Genomic DNA, 18,594 nt, shown 5'->3' with positions numbered 1-18,594 from the left:
CGACCTGCTCAACGACGGCTATTTTAAAGGATAGAGGATAATCGCGTTGGGTGCGTTTGAACTCAGTCATCATCACGTTCTCCGGATTTAAGTCTGGAACGTGTCAACGCTATTCAGGACGGGTCAAGGAATACAAAAAAGCCGATGACATCTCATCGGCTTTTTTCAACCATGATCCGTTCGATCAGCTAGCTTTGCGCTCATGCGCCTGGCGGTAAGCCACCAGATCTTCAATCGTGACTACCGCCATATTATGCTGGCCTGCAAACGCGATACACTCCGGCGCGCGCGCCATCGTCCCATCGTCGTTAGTCAACTCGCACAGTACACCTGCAGGTTTAAAACCGGCCAGCGTCATCAGATCGATGGTCGCCTCCGTATGACCGCCGCGCGTCAGCACGCCGCCCGCCTGAGCGCGCAGTGGGAAAACGTGCCCCGGACGGTTAAGATCGGACGGTTTTGCGCCATCCTTAATTGCCGCACGCACCGTAGTGACACGGTCAGCGGCGGAAACACCAGTGGTCACGCCTTCTGCGGCTTCAATGGTCACGGTAAAACCGGTGCCGTAGGCGCTGGTGTTGTTTTCCACCATCATTGGTAAGTCGAGCTGCTTACGACGGTCTTCAGTAATACACAGGCAAACAATACCGCTACCGTGACGAATGGTTAACGCCATCTGTTCTACGGTCATCGTCTCTGCGGGGAAAATCATATCGCCTTCGTTTTCACGATCTTCATCATCAAGCACCATCACACCGCGTCCTTCACGCAGCGCATCCAGTGCAAGTTCAACACGTTCAAAAGGCGTACCAAAAGAGGAAAGTAGCGTCTGATTCATGGTAAAAAAACCTCATTAACATTATGGTTACCAGAATCAGGGCAGTCTTAGGAGTGCCGACAAGCGGCAAAAAAATAACGTGAGCGGGTCCATGCCCGACTGGATCGTTACCCTCTCCCATCCGGACTTTAACCGTCGGCCCCGGAATTACACCGGATCTGCTGACCTTTTCGCTATGGCAAAAAGCGCTCGCGGGCTTTCAACCTGCTCTCCGCGTTCCGTCACGGCGCGCCGTGATGAGAAATGCGTTAAACATCGCTGATTTACCGCCGGTGGGGAATTTCGCCCCGCCCTGAGAATAAGCGGGTTAACTATAACGCTATTGATTACCTTCATCAACGCCTTTACTCCGTATGACGTCACACAATTCTGGTTTATGGCGTCCACATATCGCACTACAATAAGAGCTAACACTTACCAGTTCAGGGAAACCACAATGATTGACCCGAAAAAAATTGAGCAAATCGCACGCCAGGTTCATGAGTCAATGCCGAAAGGCATTCGCGAGTTCGGGGAAGATATCGAGAAAAAAATCCGTCAAACGCTGCAATCTCAGCTGACGCGTCTCGATCTGGTGAGCCGCGAAGAGTTTGATGTCCAGACTCAGGTCTTGCTGCGCACCCGGGAAAAACTGGCACTGCTGGAGCAACGCCTCAGCGAACTGGAAGCTCGCGACAAGCCTGAAGAAGTAAAACCTGCGCCCGCCATTCCGCCAGTCGATCCACAAGAGTAAAAACGTGAACGGGCCTGACGGCCCGCTCATATAAGATCTGAATAATGCCCTGCGCCTGTATAAGGGAGCCGGCATTAGTGTTCTAATTCTAACCTTTTCGCCTGAGTCGCCTGCTGGCAGTAAAGCGCGTAACGCTTGCAAAACCAGTCGCGGTGCTCCTCGTCCATATTGCCGGTTACCGCCTGAATATCAACAGGACGCCCCTCCGCCTGCATTCTGGCAAAACTGCGCGCCAGAAAATCGAAATTATTTAATGAATAGACGTTATTGTTGTTCATCAGCATACCCTCCAGTTATTGAATTCTGTTAAGGCTATATGCTTTTTCTAATTTCAGTATTTCCCTATATGTACGGCGGTTTTATACATAACGTGCGCAAATTTAATGCGCAAAATCACAATATTCACCAAAGATAACGACGGATAAATCGCTTTTCGGACTTAAGGAGATATGGGTCACATGATATTGTAACGCAATGAAATAACAAGCATGAAAATTATCACGCGAACACCCTTCTGAAGGCGGCGACAAGGATAGAAAATATGACCTTATTTGCGGAGTATAACAGCCCCTATCTGTTTGCCATCGCGTTCGTTTTCTTTATCGGCGTGCTGGAGATGATTTCTCTGATTTTTGGCCACTTTCTTTCAGGCGCGCTCGACGCCCATCTCGATCATTATGATGCCCTGTCATCCGGCCCTGCGGGCCAGGCGCTTCATTATCTGAATATTGGACGCGTTCCCGCCCTGGTCGTCCTCTGTCTATTGGCCGGTTATTTCGGCCTCTTCGGCATCCTCATCCAGCATGGCGGGATCATGCTCTGGCAAGCGCCGCTCAGCAATCTGCTGCTGGTCCCGTTGAGCATTGTCCTGTCGGTCTTTGCCGTGCATTACAGCGGAAAAATCCTCGCGCCCTGGCTACCCAGAGATGAAAGCTCCGCCCTCCGGGAAGAGGAATTTATCGGCGGCATGGCGATTATTACCGGCCACGCCGCCGTCGCCGGTACACCTTGCGAAGGAAAATTTACCGATAAGTTCGGCCAGATTCACTATTTACTGCTGGAACCCGAAAAGGGAAAAGAATTTAAAAAAGGAGACAAGGTGCTGATTGTCTGCCGACTTTCCGCAACGCGTTATTTGGCTGAGCGTACCTTCTATGTCTAATTGAGAGGAACTTACATAATGGATGATGTTTTTGGCATATTGCCATCATGGATGTTTACCGCCATCGTTGCGGTTATCGTCTTACTAATTATCGGGATCATTTTTGCTCGCCTCTATCGCCGCGCATCTGCGGAACAGGCGTTTGTCCGTACCGGGCTTGGCGGGCAAAAAGTGGTGATGAGCGGCGGCGCTATTGTGATGCCAATCTTTCACGAAATTATTCCGATCAATATGAATACCCTAAAACTTGAAGTCAGCCGTGCTACCGTCGACAGCCTGATCACCAAAGATCGTATGCGCGTTGACGTGGTCGTTGCTTTCTTCGTGCGTGTAAAACCCTCTGTTGAAGGTATTGCCACCGCCGCACAAACGCTTGGCCAGCGAACGCTGTCACCGGAAGATCTTCGTATGCTGGTTGAGGATAAATTCGTTGACGCCTTACGCGCTACCGCAGCCCAGATGACGATGCATGAGCTACAGGATACGCGTGAAAACTTCGTTCAGGGCGTACAAAACACCGTTGCGGAAGATTTGTCGAAAAACGGCCTGGAGCTGGAAAGCGTCTCATTAACCAACTTTAACCAAACGTCCAAAGAGCATTTCAATCCAAACAATGCCTTTGATGCCGAAGGTCTGACGAAACTGACGCAGGAAACCGAACGCCGCCGTCGTGAACGTAATGAAGTGGAACAGGATGTGGAAGTGGCGGTGCGCGAAAAGAACCGCGACGCGCTTGAGCGCAAGCTGGAAATCGAGCAGCAAGAAGCCTTTATGACTCTGGAGCAGGAGCAACAAGTTAAAACCCGCACCGCCGAACAAAACGCTAAAATTGCCGCTTTTGAGGCCGAGCGCCATCGTGAAGCAGAACAGACGCGCATTCTTGCTGAGCGGCAGATCCAGGAGACGGAGATCGAACGTGAGCAAGCAGTACGGTCCAGGAAAGTTGAGGCCGAGCGTGAAGTACGTATTAAAGAGATCGAACAGCAACAGGTGACAGAAATCGCCAACCAGACGAAATCTATCGCCATTGCCGCCAAATCCGAGCAGCAATCACAAGCAGAAGCGCGCGCCAACGACGCGCTGGCCGATGCGGTTCGCGCCCAGCAAAACGTAGAAACCACCCGCCAGACCGCCGAAGCGGATCGCGCCAAGCAGGTCGCTCTGATCGCCGCGGCGCAGGATGCGGAAACCAAAGCGGTCGAACTGACCGTTCGGGCAAAAGCAGAGAAAGAAGCGGCAGAATTGCAAGCCGCCGCCATCATCGAACTGGCGGAAGCAACGCGTAAAAAAGGTCTGGCGGAAGCCGAAGCGCAACGGGCGCTGAATGACGCTATCAACGTGCTTTCTGACGAACAAACCAGCCTCAAATTTAAACTAGCGCTCTTACAATCGTTGCCTGCTGTTATTGAGAAGTCTGTTGAACCGATGAAATCCATCGACGGCATTAAGATTATTCAGGTCGATGGCCTCAATCGCGGCGCGACGGTGGGCGACGTCGCCGCTGGCGGCGCTAACGGGGGAAACCTGGCGGAACAAGCGTTATCTGCCGCGCTCACCTATCGTACCCAGGCGCCGCTGATCGATTCGCTGTTAAACGAGATTGGCATCGCTGGCGGCTCGCTAAAGGCGCTGACCACGCCGTTGGTTTCATCGGCAACGGATGAGATTAATCGCGAAGCAACGGTAAAAGAGCAATAACCCCCCGCTATATCTCCTGTCCCTGGCCATAAGGCCGGGGATTTTTTTATCTTTTTTCCACCTTGTCTGTACAAAGCGTTATGACCAGCAGGCCATTTTGCGTGGGCGATCCAGTAACGCAAAATCGGCGGGAGAAAGCCCTTGCGCCAGACAGGCCACTCACCAACAATCGCGATGTCAGCAAGGGGCTGAAACGGGAAAGCCCCTCCCGAGGAAGGGGCTTTAATAAGGAAAGGGTTATGATGCAACAGGTCATCATACTGATTGTTCTGTTACTGATAAGTTTCGCAGCTTACTAACAGCCAATCAGAGGGGGGAGAGATCCCCTCTCACCCTTATTCCTTTACTTTAGGTCGAAAAAAAAGCAGCGTCAACCGCGAGATACGCGTCGAAACAAAATGTCCGACGCGCCTTCAAAATCAGCGCCCGCAGCGTCTGTAACGCCTGATGACGCGGTTTTACTTCTCGCTCTCGGTCTGGATCTTTTTGATGATATTGGTCGTGGAACAACCATCTTCGAAGTTCAGCACCATGACTTCGCCGCCGTTGGCCCAGACCTCTTCGCTGCCCGCGATCTCTTCCGGCTTATAGTCGCCGCCTTTTACCAGCAGATCCGGCAGAATACCGGCAATCAGTCGTTGCGGCGTATCCTCTTCAAAAGAGACAACCCAGTCGACTGACTCCAGCGCGCCCAGCACGATCATACGCTGTTCGAGCGGATTAACCGGACGGCTTTCGCCTTTCAGGCGTTTAGTCGAGGCGTCACTATTGACCGCAACAATCAGGCGGTCGCCCAGTTTGCGCGCGTTCGCCAGATAAGAGACATGGCCCGCGTGCAGAATATCGAAAACGCCGTTGGTCATGACCACTTTCTCGCCACGCTTACGCGCGCTGGCGACGGCCTGTCTCAACTCCTCTTCGGTCATAACGCCGAAGCCGGTATCCGCGCGTCCGCGCACTGCGTTTTCCAGCTCAATAGGGGAAACCGTTGACGTCCCGAGTTTACCTACCACTACGCCCGCCGCCGCATTGGCGAAATAACACGCCTCTTCCAGGGTATTTCCCGCCGCCAGCGTCGCCGCCAGCACGCCGATCACCGTATCGCCCGCACCGGTAACATCATAAACTTCCTGCGCCTGCGTCGGCATATGTAGTGGCGCTTTATTCGGTTGCAGCAGCGTCATTCCCTGTTCGGAACGCGTGACCAACAGCGCGGAAAGGTCGTAATCGGCAATGAGCTTCATGCCGCGTTCAACCAGTTCGTCTTCGCTTTTACATTTCCCCGCGACCGCCTCGAATTCAGAAAGGTTTGGCGTCAGCAGCGTGGCGCCGCGGTAACGTTCAAAATCCGTTCCTTTCGGATCGATGAGCACCGGCACGCCCGCCTGGCGCGCCAGGGAAATCATAGTCTGCACGCTGGTCAGAGCGCCTTTGGCATAATCGGACAATACCAGCGCGCCGATCGATCCCAGCGCCTGGTTGATACGCTCATGCAACGGCTGCGGGTCCACCCCCTCAAAGCCTTCTTCAAAATCAAGACGAATGAGCTGCTGATTACGTGATAGCACGCGCAGTTTGGTAATCGTCGGATGCGTCGGCACAGAAACGAAGTCGCACTTCACATTGACCTCCGCCAGCGTTTTGCTCAGCGCGCGCGCGGCGTCATCAATACCCGTCAGGCCGACCAGACGGGCGTTCGCTCCCAGAGACGCAATGTTCATCGCCACGTTCGCCGCGCCGCCCGGGCGTTCCTCAACGGTATTTACCTTAACCACGGGCACCGGCGCTTCCGGTGAAATACGGCAAGTGGGGCCATACCAATAGCGATCCAGCATTACATCACCCACAACCATGACGCCTGCACGTTCAAACGCTGGCAGATTTACTTTCATTCCTGTCTCCTGAGAGATTCAAAATTTGCGCGCGATAATAGCATAATTCAAACGGCTACCAGCCACTTCCGCCAGCTTGCCTGCACCAGCGCGCGCTCTTTGCTAAAACATGTCTGCGCCACATGACCGGGAAGCTCCTGCAACGCCAGGTGGTGCAGTTCATCACGCAGTGTGGTGTAGGCTACCGTCAGCGCCTGCGCTTCGTGTTCATCCATAATGCCGTTTTGCGCCAGAAGCTCCAGGATGCGCACGTTATCAGACCAGCGCGTTAATTTAGGTTTTTCATGAGCGTAGCGCAGTACCAGATATTGCGCGATAAACTCAATATCCGTAATACCGCCTTCATCAGCTTTAATATCAAAACGATCGCGATGCTTATTGCCGAGATGCGCCCGCATTTTCTCGCGCATTTCACGCACTTCAGTCTGCAATGTCTTGCCGTCGCGCGCCGTCGTCATGATAGTGCGGCGCACCGTATCAAACTGTGAGGTAAGCTGCGGGTCGCCATATACCACGCGAGCGCGTACCAATGCCTGATGTTCCCAGGTCCAGGCTTCATGCTGCTGATAATCGGCAAACGCGTCCGCTGAAGTCACCAGCATTCCCGCCGCGCCAGAGGGGCGTAGACGCGCATCCACCTCATACAAAATGCCGGAGGAGGTGCGCGTACTGAACAGATGCATAATGCGCTGCGCCAGGCGCAGATAAAACTGCCGCCCGTCGATTTCGCGTTCGCCGTTGGTCATGACGTCCATCGGACAGTCATGCAGGAAGATGAGATCCAGATCGGAACTGTAGCCCAGCTCCCATCCGCCCAACTTGCCATAACCGACAACCGCAAACCCCCGCCCCTGGCGCTCGTCCAGATGCGCTGGCTGACCATAACGCGCAACCATTTGCGTCCACGCCTGCTGCACCACAGCATCAATCATCGCCTCCGCCAGCCATGTGAGGTGATCGCTCACTTTCATCACCGGCAGCGTACCGGCAATATCCGCCGCCGCAATCCGCAAAAGCTGTGCCTGTTTAAACTGGCGTAATGCCTCCAGTTGTTGCTCTTCGTCTTCTTCCGGCACGCGCAGTAAATATTGGCGTAATTCGTCGCGGTAAGCGTCGGTAGCCGTCGGCTGATAAAGCGTGCCGGGGTCGAGCAGTTCATCAAGCAACAACGGATAACGCGCCAGTTGGCTCGCTATCATTGGCGAAGCGGCGCAGAGCATAATCAGGTGTTTCAGCGCGCCAGGAAATTCGCTCAGCAGCTCCAGATAGGTAGTGCGAGTGACAATCCCCGCCAGCAACGGCGTTATCCGCGATAGCGTAACAGCGGCGTCTTCGCGAGAGCAGACATCAGCAAGCAGGTGCGGCATCAGTTGGTCCAGCACTTGCCGCCCGCGCGGGCCGATAGGGCGTTTATCCAGTTCCTTACGGAAGTCAGCGATGAGGGTCAGAACTTGTCGCCGATCCTCATCGGCTAAATGCGCCAGCACTGGCGTCGAATCATCCTCCTGTAGCGCATCCTGCCATACTTCACGCCACGGCTCTGAACGTTCTTCCTCCTGCGGGGTATCGGCTTCATCATCGCCAATTAATTCGTTGAATACGCGGCGTACATTAGCCATATGATCCGTCAGTTCGCCAACAAGCTGCGGCCAGTTCTCCGCCTTCATTCCCCAGGCCAGCCGCGCCCGATTCAGATCGTCGGCAGGCAACGTTTGCGTCTGTTCGTCATTGATGCTTTGCAGCAGATTCTCCAGACGACGTAGAAAAAGATAGGCCACGCGCAGTTGCGCCACGTCATTCTCAGGCAGCAAATGCAGCGCAGCGATAGCATCCAGCGTCGGCAGTAACGAACGCGACTGTAGCGACGGCTCGCGTCCGCCGCGGATGAGCTGGAATACCTGCACGATAAACTCAATTTCCCGAATACCGCCCGCGCCAAGTTTAATGTTGTCCTTCAAACCGCGGCGTCGTACTTCGCGGGCGATCATCCCTTTCATATTACGTAGCGACTGGATGACGCTGAAATCGATATAGCGGCGGAAAACGAAAGGCCGCAGCATGGCGCGTAATTCACGAGACCAGGCGTCGTCGTTATCGCCCATTAGCCGCGCTTTCACCATGGCGTAGCGTTCCCAGTCGCGTCCTTGCTCCTGATAGTAATCCTCCAGCGCGGCAAAACTCAGTACCAGCGGGCCGCTATCGCCAAACGGTCGCAGGCGCATGTCCACCCGATAGACAAAGCCATCCATTGTGGGCTGATCCAGCGCTTTGATCAGCCGCTGCCCGAGACGCGTAAAAAACTGGGCGTTATCGAGTTCACGACGCCCGCCCCGGGTCTCGCCATGTTCCGGCCAGGCGAAAATCAGATCGATATCAGACGAAAAATTCAGCTCGCCGCCGCCCAGCTTGCCCATGCCTAAAATCAGCAGCGGCTGCGGAACGCCCTGCGGGTTACAGGGGGTTCCCCATTCGCGGCAACAGGCGGCATACAGCCAGTCACGCGCCCCCACGATGAGCGTCTCCGCCAGATGGCTCAACTGTTGTAAAATAGTCTCGTCGTCCACCAGCGACAGCGTCTGCGCCCAGGCGATGCGTACCATGATGCGACGACGAAAAAGCCTCAGTTCACGCATCAGCGAGGCGTCGTCACAGACACCTGCCAACGCCTCCTGTAACCAGCCAGCATAATGTCGCCATTCATCAGCCTGCGGCGATGCGGATTCCAGTTCGGCAAGCCACTCCGGATGCGCTATCACGCTATCCAGCGCAAAATCGCTAAATGTAAGTACTGACTTCGCCTGCACGCTAAGCGATGTCTCAGTAAATCCTTCTGGTAGGCGCTCAACAACGGTCTGCCAGTACTGCGATAAGGGTGAAGAGAGCGGCGTCATTTAGGGGATATCCTTTAAATAATGCCGGATGGCGGCATTTCGCCTGACCCGGCCTACAAGTCCGCATACCGTAAGCCTGATAAGCGCAGCGTCATCAGGCGCTTTCTACGGTTCTGATTATCGTTTTCCGCTGTGCAACCAGAACGGCTGCTGGTTAATGGCCTCATTACGGAAATGTTCAATTTCAATACGTTGTCCGGTAATAATGGCGTGACGCAATCCCTGCCAGTTCTCCAGCCATGCCTGCGCGATCATCGCATCATAATACCCAGCCAGCAGTAAAACGCTGTCGATATCGCGAGTCAAACGCGGCAACTGATCGCGATACTTATCACCCAGCGGTTGTCCAAAAACTTTTTTTAATTCAGCAGCATGACGAGAAAGATGAATGTCGGCGAAACGCTTAAAAGAATCGGCCATTTTGGCCTGCGCCTTCGCGTCCAGAAATGGCTGCCAGGCTTTCGTCACCAGCCATTCCGTCAATGCCAGTTTCGCCATCGCCGTTTGCGTACTATAAACGGCTGTGACGGCGGACACCGCGGATGTCATCGTCGCTTCCGCCTGGGTAAGTAGATCACGTAAGTGAGCGCTCGCTTTACGCGGAACAATGCCACCAAAGAGCATTAAGGCATGGCGCACTAATCCCATAGCATCCAGCACGTGTTCTTTCGCCGACTCGTCGCCGCGCAGCCAGAGCTCTTCATGGTACTGCCACTGTGACAACGCCAGATCCAGCGAGGCCTCCAGCCCTTGCTCTACCGTGGCTTTCGCGGCGGTCCGCAGAATTGTCGTTGGTGTATTCTCTCGCGGCGCATTCCCCTGCGCCAGGTGATAACCTCGCGCCGCCTTACTCAGACTGCCCTGACGCAAACCGGTTTGCGACAGCAGTTGCTTCGCCAGTTTTAACACGGCGCGCGTATCGCCGCGAAGCAACTCAAGCTCCAGCTCACAAATCGGTTCGGCAAACTCGCCCGCTTTTACGTCGCCGAGATCGAGCGCAATTTCAATCCTGCTGCCGTCAACGTCCAGACACCATTTTTCCCGGTAAAAATCGGTACTGAACAGCGGCTGTACGCTTGATGCCAGGCCGACAGGCAGTTTGCCATCCGGCCAGACCTCCGCCGGAAGTTGCGTCAGATCCAGCACGGGTTCGCTTAGCGCAACATTGTATTCGGGTCGCTGGTGCAGCCCGCCCGTTACCCGGCCGGCAATTTTCATGGTCATTTCATAGCGCCCATTTTCACCACGAATACGCAGCCCCATATCATGGCGGCGTAGCCAGTTATCAGGCGTTTCGAAGTAGATATTCAGCAACTGGCTGGGCGCATGATGCTCGCCGCCGAGCGTATGAAGATGATTTCGCAGCGCATCTACGGCGTCGTGATTGACGATAAACTTTAATTCGATTTCCTGAGCCATGGCCTTGTACTTATGGGTTATGTCACATCTGGGAAGATTCTTGGCGAACTTACCCGCATTATTTTTGTCAGTAGATAGTATTTTGCGCCAAATTGCCATGCAACGAGCAATTTGACGGGCGTAAAAGTTTGACGTAGCGGCAAAGGCGACACAGATGATTCCGATTGATGTCGACTACTTTGCGTAGCGACACTGATGCCGTTACTATCGTTCCACTTTCTCTGACAATAACGACAGCCTGATGCCAAAATTACGCCTGATTGGACTAACTTTACTTGCGCTTAGCGCCACCGCCGTCTCTCATGCTGAAGAGACGCGTTACGTTTCTGATGAACTGAATACCTGGGTCCGCAGCGGTCCGGGAGATAATTATCGCCTTGTGGGTACCGTCAACGCCGGCGAGGAAGTCACGCTCTTACAGAGCGATGCCAACTATGGTCAAATTAAAGACAGTTCTGGTCGTACTGCCTGGATACCGTTAAAAGAACTGAATACTACGCCAAGCCTGCGTACCCGCGTGCCGGATCTGGAAAATCAGGTCAAAACGTTGACCGATAAACTCAACAATATTGATACCACGTGGAATCAGCGCACCGCCGACATGCAGCAGAAAGTGGCGCAAAGCGACAGCGTCATCAACGGGCTAAAAGAAGAGAACCAGAAGCTGAAAAACGAGCTGATTGTCGCGCAGAAAAAAGTGAGCGCCGCGAATCTGCAGCTGGATGACAAACAGCGCACCATTATTATGCAGTGGTTTATGTATGGCGGCGGCGTGTTAGGTATTGGCTTGCTGTTAGGGCTGGTGCTGCCGCATATGATCCCAAGCCGTAAACGCAAAGACCGCTGGATGAACTAAATCGCCTTCTCTGCGGCACTGTCTTATCATTAGAGGATGATCGTTTTTAAAAGGAAAGTGGCGTGAAGATTTATCTGGTCGGTGGTGCGGTTCGGGATGCGTTGTTAGGGCTACCGGTTAAAGATAAAGATTGGGTCGTTGTCGGCGCCACGCCGCAGGAGATGCTTGATGCGGGCTACCAGCAGGTAGGCCGTGATTTTCCTGTGTTTCTCCATCCGCAAACTCACGAAGAATACGCGCTGGCGCGTACCGAGCGTAAGTCCGGTTCCGGCTACACGGGTTTCACCTGCTATGCCGCGCCGGACGTTACCCTGGAAGCCGACCTCCAGCGTCGCGATCTGACCATTAACGCTCTGGCGCGCGACGATGACGGCCAGATTATCGACCCTTACCACGGGCGCCGGGATCTGGAGGCGCGTCTACTGCGCCATGTCTCTCCCGCGTTTGGCGAAGATCCCTTGCGCGTATTGCGCGTGGCGCGTTTTGCCGCCCGTTACGCTCATCTTAGTTTCCGTATCGCCGATGAAACACTGGCGCTAATGCGCGAAATGACCGCGGCAGGCGAGCTGGAACATCTGACGCCGGAACGGGTATGGAAAGAGACGGAAAATGCGCTTACCACCCGCAATCCGCAGGTTTACTTCCAGGTATTGCGCGACTGCGGCGCCCTGCGCGTCCTGTTTCCGGAAATCGACGCCCTGTTTGGCGTACCCGCGCCGGCAAAGTGGCATCCGGAAATTGATACCGGAGTTCATACGTTGATGACGCTGTCGATGGCCGCCATGCTCAGTCCGCAGCTTGATGTCCGTTTCGCCACGCTTTGTCATGATCTGGGCAAAGGCTTAACGCCGAAAAACCTCTGGCCGCGCCATCATGGCCACGGCCCGGCGGGCGTGAAACTGGTCGAACAGTTATGCCAGCGTTTGCGCGTCCCCAATGACCTGCGTGATTTAGCTAAACTGGTCGCCGAATACCACGATCTGATCCACACCTTTCCGATACTCCAGCCGAAAACGATCGTTAAGCTGTTTGACGCCATTGATGCATGGCGTAAACCGCAGCGCGTCGAGCAGATTGCGCTGACCAGCGAGGCCGATGTCCGTGGACGTACCGGATTTGAAGCGTCGGATTACCCGCAGGGGCGCTGGCTGCGCGAAGCCTGGCAGGTGGCCCAAGCGGTACCGACGAAAGAGGTGGTGGAGGCCGGATTTAAGGGCATTGAGATTCGCGAGGAGCTGACCAAGCGACGAATTGCAGCGGTCGCCAACTGGAAAGAGAAGCGCTGCCCGAACCCCGCCAGCTAAACGCCATCCGGCACGATAAATTGCCTGATGGCGCTGCGCTTATCAGACCGACAAAACAGTTAGGCCGGACAAGGCGGTACGCCGCCGCCATCCGGCACGGTCAATCATCAGAAGAAGACAACGTAAACGGCAGCCGCCACCACAAAGCGGTAAATCGCAAACGGAATAAACGAGATACGCTTAATCAGTTGCAGGAAGGTCTTGATGGCGATCAGCGCCACCACAAACGCCGTCACAAAGCCCACCGCGAACATTGGAATATCCGCTGCGGTCAGGAATGACCAACTTTTGTAGAGATCCAGAACCGTTGCGCCCATCATCATCGGCACAGCCAGTAAGAACGAGAACTCAGAGGCGGCGTAACGGCTGACGCCCATCAGCATCCCACCGGAAATAGTCGCTCCGGAACGCGAGAAGCCCGGCCACAGCGCCAGACACTGGAAACAGCCAATCATAAACGCCTGACGATACGTCATATCATCCAGCCCCGGCGCGCGCGGTTCTTTCGGCTTCAGGCACTCGGCGGCAATCAGCAACAGACCGCCTACCACCAGCGCGTACATCACGTTAATTGGGTTAAATAGCGACTTGATCGTGTCATGAAAGACTAACCCCAGCACCACCGCCGGAATCATGCCCAGCAGGATGTGAATCAACGTTAATCGACCTTTACTTTCACCTTCACGCTGTAGCGGGCGGCCAAAGTGAATACCGATGAGACCAAACAACCGCCGCCAGAACATCACCACGACCGCCAGAATAGATCCAAGTTGAATCACCACTTCGAATGTCTTGGCCGTATCGCCTTCAAACCCCAGCAGATGACCCACAATAATCATATGGCCCGTGCTGGATACCGGCAAAAACTCCGTCAATCCTTCGACCACACCCAAAATTGCCGCTATCAGCAGCGAGTGCATATCGCTCATCAATAAACCCCTAAAATGAAAAACACTGCAAAAATGGATCTCGCGTTAAGACCCCATATATAACCGTTTGGTTTAAAAAATATAAAATTATTTATTTTTATTTCAGATTATTGCCACGCTCAATAATTACCCCTACGTTCGCCGCGCGCGCGACGGCGCCAGGCTTGCTCAGTTTGATGCGAACCCACGGAGAATTAAATCGGCTAAGCAGCAGATCCGCCACCTCTTCCGCCACACGCTCGACCAGAGCAAAACGCCCGCCTTCAACATGATTTATCACCGTGTCGGCGATATCCGCGTAACTTAGACAATCTGCGACATCATCGCTTTTCGCCGACTTGCGGTTATCCCATGCCATTTCGATATCGAACACCAGTTTTTGCTCGATAGTCTGTTCCCAGTCGTAAACACCGATAGTGGTGATTACCGAAAGTTGCTCTATAAATACAATATCCATCACGACCTGCCTGCTTTTTGGCTAACCCGGATACCACTTCCGGCGAAATGTGCGTATTATCCACAGAAATAGTAAATAAAACGACACTTTCAATACGGAACAGCTTATGAGTGCAATCGCGCCTGGAATGATCCTCTTCGCGTACCTCTGCGGCTCAATTTCCAGTGCCATTCTGGTTTGCCGCATCGCCGGGCTGCCCGATCCGCGAGAAAGCGGTTCCGGCAACCCGGGCGCGACGAACGTATTACGAATCGGTGGCAAGGGAGCGGCTGTCGCGGTACTTATTTTTGACATCCTTAAAGGCATGTTGCCCGTCTGGGGCGCGTATGCGTTAGGCGTTACCCCTTTCTGGCTGGGGCTTATCGCTATCGCCGCCTGTCTGGGGCATATCTGGCCGGTCTTTTTTGGCTTTAAAGGCGGGAAAGGCGTAGCAACCGCGTTTGGCGCCATTGCGCCCATCGGCTGGGATTTAACCGGCGTCATGGCTGGCACCTGGCTGCTGACGGTCCTGTTAAGCGGTTATTCATCGTTAGGGGCGATTGTCAGCGCCTTGATTGCACCGTTTTACGTCTGGTGGTTTAAACCGCAGTTCACCTTCCCGGTATCGATGCTGTCATGTCTCATTTTGCTGCGCCATCATGACAACATCCAGCGTCTGTGGCGTCGCCAGGAGACGAAAATCTGGACGAAGCTGAAAAAGAAACGCCAGAAAGATTGAGCTGGAACTGCGTCTGGAAGAGGGCCTCAACCGTCTGGGGATCGGCTCACAAGGGTTAACCGGCAATAGCTCGGTGATGGGCGTACATATCGAATCCGCCGCGCGTCACCCTTCCACCATTGGCGTGGTTAGGCGCGATTTTCGGCCTGATCTTCCTGGTGCTGCTGATCGTCTCCAGGCTGTTGTGGATGCCCATCGTTTTGCTGTAAATCCGTTGGGGCGGCATGATGTCGCCCCCTTTTTCCGCTTTTACGCCGCCGGCAGCTCGGCCAGCGGCCAGCGCGGACGTACCGTTACGCCAAGATCCGCCGTAACGCCCGCCTTAAACCGCACCATTCCGGCATAGGCGATCATCGCCCCGTTGTCGGTACAAAATTCCGGGCGCGCATAGAACACTTCGCCGCGGCGTTTTTGCATCATTTCGGCAAGCTTCGCGCGCAGCGTGCGGTTAGCGCTGACGCCGCCCGCCATGACCAGACGCTTAAAACCGGTGCTTTCCAGCGCGCGCTTGCACTTGATCATCAGCGTATCCACGACCGCATCTTCAAAAGCGCGCGCGATATCAGCGCGAGTTTGTTCGTCGCCGCCATTACTACGAATGGTGTTAGCGGCAAAGGTTTTCAGACCGGAAAAACTAAAATCCAGCCCCGGGCGATCGGTCATCGGGCGCGGAAAGACAAAACGTCCCGCCGTCCCCTGCGACGCCATTTTCGACAGCATCGGGCCACCAGGATAATCCAGCCCCAACAATTTGGCAGTTTTATCAAACGCTTCGCCGGCGGCATCGTCAATCGACTCGCCCAGCAGTTCGTACTGACCAATTCCGGTCACGCTAATGAGCTGCGTATGTCCGCCGGAGACCAGTAGCGCCACAAACGGGAACTCCGGAGGGTTATCTTCCAGCATCGGCGCCAGCAGATGACCTTCCATATGGTGTACAGGAATGGCCGGCACATTCCAGGCAAATGCCAGCGAACGCCCGACGGTTGCGCCGACCAGCAGCGCGCCGACCAGGCCCGGACCTGCGGTATAGGCCACCGCGTCGATATCGCTCGCCGTCAGACCGGCTTCTTTTAATGCCGCCTGAATCAGCGGCACGGTTTTACGCACATGATCGCGGGAAGCCAGTTCAGGCACTACGCCGCCGTAGTCAGCATGTAATTTCACCTGACTATACAATTGGTTGGCTAACAGACCTTTTTTGTCGTCGTAAATAGCGATGCCGGTTTCATCGCAGGATGTTTCAATACCCAGTACACGCATGACTTGTTTTACCTCGCTCTAATACCGCGCAGTGTAGGTCGAATGCGGGTGGATGTATACCCTCAGTCCCGACTTCGTGTATACTCCCTCACCTTATAAAAGTCCCTTTCAAAAAAGGCCGCGGTGCTTTACAAAGCAGCAGCAATTGCAGTAAAATTCCGCACCATTTTGAAATAAGCTGGCGTTGATGCCAGCGGCAAACCGAATTAATCAAAGGTGAGAGGCACATGCCGGTAATTAAAGTACGTGAAAACGAGCCGTTCGACGTAGCTCTGCGTCGCTTCAAGCGTTCCTGCGAAAAAGCAGGTGTTCTGGCGGAAGTTCGTCGTCGTGAGTTCTATGAAAAACCGACGACCGAACGTAAGCGCGCTAAAGCTTCTGCAGTGAAACGTCACGCGAAGAAACTGGCTCGCGAAAACGCACGCCGTACTCGTCTGTACTAATCTTTTGAGAGCGGGCTGCTCTCAATTCAGATCGAGTTGTAGTTGTAAGGCCGTGCTTCCGAAAGGAATGCGCGGCTTGTTTTCGTTTATGCATTAGCATATACACAAAATCATTCATGCTGCGTCCAGGCGGCAAGAGAGCAAGTCCCCGGCGCTTACGCAAGTCAGCGACAGGGGTGAGCGAACGTAGCCAACACTACGGCAGCCTGAAGAATGACGTGTATAAAAGGGGCATATGGCTGGACGAATCCCACGCGTATTCATTAATGACCTGCTGGCGAGAACCGATATCGTCGATCTGATCGACGTGCGCGTAAAACTCAAGAAACAGGGCAAGAACTATCACGCGTGTTGTCCATTCCATAATGAGAAAACCCCTTCTTTCACCGTAAACGGTGAAAAACAGTTTTATCACTGCTTTGGATGCGGCGCGCATGGCAATGCGATCGACTTTTTGATGAATTACGACAAGCTCGAATTTGTCGAAACCGTCGAAGAATTAGCGGCCATGCATAACCTGGAAATTCCCTATGAAGCAGGCACCGGGCTTAGCCAGATAGAGCGCCATCAACGGCAAAACCTCTATCAGTTGATGAATGGTCTGAATGACTTTTATCAGCAGTCGCTTACCCATCCTGCGGCAAAACCTGCGCGTGACTATCTGCAAAAGCGCGGTCTGAGCGCTGAAATTATTCAGCGTTTCGCCATTGGCTTCGCGCCGCCAGGTTGGGATAACGCGTTAAAGCGCTTCGGTAATAACAGCGATAACAAGGCATTGTTGCTGGATGCCGGGATGCTGGTCAATAACGAGCAGGGCAGCACTTACGATCGTTTCCGTAATCGGGTCATGTTCCCTATTCGGGACAAACGCGGCAGGGTGATTGGTTTTGGCGGCCGAGTTCTGGGGAACGACACGCCGAAATACCTTAACTCTCCGGAAACGGACATTTTCCATAAAGGCCGCCAGCTATATGGTCTTTATGAGGCTCAGCAATATAGTGCTGAACCGCAACGCTTGCTTGTGGTCGAAGGTTATATGGATGTCGTCGCACTAGCGCAATACGACATTAACTATGCGGTCGCCTCGCTGGGTACCTCAACCACGGCAGACCATATGCATATGTTATTCCGGGCGACGAACAACGTGATTTGCTGTTACGACGGCGACCGGGCTGGCCGTGATGCCGCCTGGAGAGCGCTGGAAACAGCAATGCCTTATATGACCGATGGTCGGCAGGTACGCTTTATGTTTTTACCTGACGGCGAAGACCCGGATACGCTGGTGCGTAAAGAAGGCAAGGCGGCTTTTGAAGCGCGGATGGAGCAGGCGCAGCCGCTCTCTACGTTTCTGTTTAATAGCCTCCTGCCGCAGGTGGATTTAAGCTCGCCGGATGGCAGCACGCAGTTAGCCGCGCTGGCGCTGCCGCTCATTAATCAGGTGCCTGGCGACGCGCACCGTATTCAGCTGCGCCAGACGTTGGGGCTGAAGTTAGGCATTTTCGATGATAGTCAGCTTGATCGTTTAGTGCCAAAACAGGCGGAAAGCGGCGTTTCCCGCCCGGCTCCGCAGCTAAAACGCACGACCATGCGTATACTGATAGGATTACTGGTGCAAAATCCGGATCTCGCGCCGTTAGTGCCGCCCTTAGACGCGCTGGATCAGAATAAGCTGCCTGGACTTGGCTTATTTAAAGAATTGGTCAAAACTTGTTTGGCTCAGCCAGGTCTTACTACCGGACAACTTCTGGAACTCTACCGTGGCACAAATGATGCTGCGACCCTTGAAAAATTATCGATGTGGGACGATATAGCAGATAAGGCGATTGCCGAAAAGACCTTTACCGACTCACTCAACCATATGTTTGATTCGCTGCTGCAACTGCGACAAGAAGAGCTGATCGCTCGCGATCGCACTCACGGTTTAAGCAGCGAAGAACGCCGAGAGCTCTGGACGTTAAACCAGGAGCTGGCCAGAAAATGAATTTAACGGC

Annotated in this window: 17 protein-coding genes, 1 pseudogene and 1 riboswitch; of the genes and pseudogenes, 10 read left to right on the top strand and 8 right to left on the bottom strand. The window is 54.1% G+C overall.

The window, feature by feature from the left end:
- Positions 1-184 precede the first annotated feature (184 nt).
- Positions 185-838, bottom strand: a complete 654-nt coding sequence (gene ribB, locus ACH0WD_RS16490) for a 3,4-dihydroxy-2-butanone-4-phosphate synthase (RefSeq protein ID WP_001076978.1) — start codon at positions 836-838, stop codon at positions 185-187.
- Between the two features lie 105 nt (positions 839-943).
- Positions 944-1,142: riboswitch (FMN riboswitch) on the bottom strand.
- 132 nt (positions 1,143-1,274) lie between these two features.
- Here ribB and ubiK point away from each other — a divergent pair.
- Positions 1,275-1,571 (top strand): ubiquinone biosynthesis accessory factor UbiK, encoded by a 297-nt coding sequence (gene ubiK, locus ACH0WD_RS16485; RefSeq protein ID WP_000566824.1) that lies wholly within the window; start codon positions 1,275-1,277, stop codon positions 1,569-1,571.
- 74 nt (positions 1,572-1,645) lie between these two features.
- Here the strand turns inward: ubiK and glgS are convergent, their stop codons facing one another.
- Positions 1,646-1,855, bottom strand: coding sequence for a cell surface composition regulator GlgS (gene glgS, locus ACH0WD_RS16480; RefSeq protein ID WP_000928927.1), 210 nt, complete (start codon positions 1,853-1,855; stop codon positions 1,646-1,648).
- Between the two features lie 257 nt (positions 1,856-2,112).
- On the opposite strand from glgS, the gene ACH0WD_RS16475 reads away from it, so the two are divergent.
- The 3 genes from ACH0WD_RS16475 (at position 2,113) to ACH0WD_RS16465 (ending at position 4,730) form a co-directional block, all read left to right on the top strand.
- Complete coding sequence (locus ACH0WD_RS16475) at positions 2,113-2,733, top strand: OB-fold-containig protein (protein ID WP_000171739.1); 621 nt, start codon at positions 2,113-2,115, stop codon at positions 2,731-2,733.
- Between the two features lie 18 nt (positions 2,734-2,751).
- Positions 2,752-4,431, top strand: a complete 1,680-nt coding sequence (locus tag ACH0WD_RS16470; protein WP_000342880.1) for a flotillin family protein — start codon at positions 2,752-2,754, stop codon at positions 4,429-4,431.
- 239 nt (positions 4,432-4,670) lie between these two features.
- On the top strand, positions 4,671-4,730 hold the full coding sequence (locus ACH0WD_RS16465) for a type I toxin-antitoxin system Ibs family toxin (RefSeq protein WP_111754053.1): 60 nt from the start codon (positions 4,671-4,673) through the stop codon (positions 4,728-4,730).
- Between the two features lie 159 nt (positions 4,731-4,889).
- Here ACH0WD_RS16465 and hldE read toward each other — a convergent pair whose 3' ends face one another.
- The 3 genes from hldE to ACH0WD_RS16450 form a co-directional block, all read right to left on the bottom strand.
- On the bottom strand, positions 4,890-6,323 hold the full coding sequence (gene hldE, locus ACH0WD_RS16460) for a bifunctional D-glycero-beta-D-manno-heptose-7-phosphate kinase/D-glycero-beta-D-manno-heptose 1-phosphate adenylyltransferase HldE (protein ID WP_000867682.1): 1,434 nt from the start codon (positions 6,321-6,323) through the stop codon (positions 4,890-4,892).
- A gap of 47 nt (positions 6,324-6,370) precedes the next feature.
- Positions 6,371-9,214 carry a bifunctional [glutamate--ammonia ligase]-adenylyl-L-tyrosine phosphorylase/[glutamate--ammonia-ligase] adenylyltransferase gene (glnE, locus tag ACH0WD_RS16455; protein WP_000188316.1) on the bottom strand — a complete coding sequence of 948 codons (2,844 nt, stop codon included), beginning with the start codon at positions 9,212-9,214 and terminating at the stop codon, positions 6,371-6,373.
- A gap of 117 nt (positions 9,215-9,331) precedes the next feature.
- Positions 9,332-10,633: an inorganic triphosphatase gene (locus ACH0WD_RS16450; RefSeq protein WP_000046217.1), complete on the bottom strand. Its 1,302-nt coding sequence runs from the start codon at positions 10,631-10,633 to the stop codon at positions 9,332-9,334.
- A gap of 241 nt (positions 10,634-10,874) precedes the next feature.
- On the opposite strand from ACH0WD_RS16450, the gene ACH0WD_RS16445 reads away from it, so the two are divergent.
- Together ACH0WD_RS16445 and ACH0WD_RS16440 are read left to right on the top strand one after the other, a co-directional pair.
- A complete protein-coding gene (locus tag ACH0WD_RS16445) occupies positions 10,875-11,489 on the top strand; it encodes a TIGR04211 family SH3 domain-containing protein (RefSeq protein ID WP_001125344.1) in 615 nt (204 codons plus the stop codon).
- A 62-nt stretch (positions 11,490-11,551) separates the two neighbouring features.
- Positions 11,552-12,793: a multifunctional CCA addition/repair protein gene (locus ACH0WD_RS16440; protein WP_000708447.1), complete on the top strand. Its 1,242-nt coding sequence runs from the start codon at positions 11,552-11,554 to the stop codon at positions 12,791-12,793.
- A 107-nt stretch (positions 12,794-12,900) separates the two neighbouring features.
- On the opposite strand, the gene bacA is transcribed toward ACH0WD_RS16440, so the two are convergent.
- Together bacA and folB are read right to left on the bottom strand one after the other, a co-directional pair.
- The gene (gene bacA, locus ACH0WD_RS16435) at positions 12,901-13,722 is read right to left on the bottom strand and encodes an undecaprenyl-diphosphate phosphatase (protein ID WP_001281933.1); all 822 of its coding nucleotides are present in this window, start codon (positions 13,720-13,722) and stop codon (positions 12,901-12,903) included.
- Positions 13,723-13,819: 97 nt separating this feature from the next.
- A complete protein-coding gene (folB, locus tag ACH0WD_RS16430) occupies positions 13,820-14,179 on the bottom strand; it encodes a bifunctional dihydroneopterin aldolase/7,8-dihydroneopterin epimerase (RefSeq protein ID WP_000355776.1) in 360 nt (119 codons plus the stop codon).
- 106 nt (positions 14,180-14,285) lie between these two features.
- Here folB and plsY point away from each other — a divergent pair, with 106 nt between their 5' ends.
- Together plsY and ACH0WD_RS16420 are read left to right on the top strand one after the other, a co-directional pair.
- Positions 14,286-14,897, top strand: coding sequence for a glycerol-3-phosphate 1-O-acyltransferase PlsY (gene plsY, locus ACH0WD_RS16425; protein ID WP_001272784.1), 612 nt, complete (start codon positions 14,286-14,288; stop codon positions 14,895-14,897).
- Positions 14,881-15,024: pseudogene (locus ACH0WD_RS16420) on the top strand (fumarate hydratase); the annotation flags it as partial. The gene plsY and the pseudogene ACH0WD_RS16420, both read left to right, overlap by 17 nt.
- A 122-nt stretch (positions 15,025-15,146) precedes the next feature.
- On the opposite strand, the gene tsaD reads toward ACH0WD_RS16420, so the two are convergent.
- Positions 15,147-16,160: a tRNA (adenosine(37)-N6)-threonylcarbamoyltransferase complex transferase subunit TsaD gene (gene tsaD / locus ACH0WD_RS16415; RefSeq protein WP_001264394.1), complete on the bottom strand. Its 1,014-nt coding sequence runs from the start codon at positions 16,158-16,160 to the stop codon at positions 15,147-15,149.
- 227 nt (positions 16,161-16,387) lie between these two features.
- Here tsaD and rpsU point away from each other — a divergent pair, with 227 nt between their 5' ends.
- Together rpsU and dnaG are read left to right on the top strand one after the other, a co-directional pair.
- Positions 16,388-16,603: a 30S ribosomal protein S21 gene (gene rpsU, locus ACH0WD_RS16410; RefSeq protein WP_001144069.1), complete on the top strand. Its 216-nt coding sequence runs from the start codon at positions 16,388-16,390 to the stop codon at positions 16,601-16,603.
- 235 nt (positions 16,604-16,838) lie between these two features.
- The gene (gene dnaG, locus ACH0WD_RS16405) at positions 16,839-18,584 is read left to right on the top strand and encodes a DNA primase (protein ID WP_000918865.1); all 1,746 of its coding nucleotides are present in this window, start codon (positions 16,839-16,841) and stop codon (positions 18,582-18,584) included.
- Positions 18,585-18,594 lie beyond the last annotated feature (10 nt).

The sequence above is a fragment of the Salmonella sp. 2020_1395 genome, assembly GCF_043848115.1.
Classification (GTDB): domain Bacteria; phylum Pseudomonadota; class Gammaproteobacteria; order Enterobacterales; family Enterobacteriaceae; genus Salmonella; species Salmonella enterica.
Note: the sequence above shows the minus strand (reverse complement) of the source record. Positions and strands in the feature narration are given on the sequence as shown.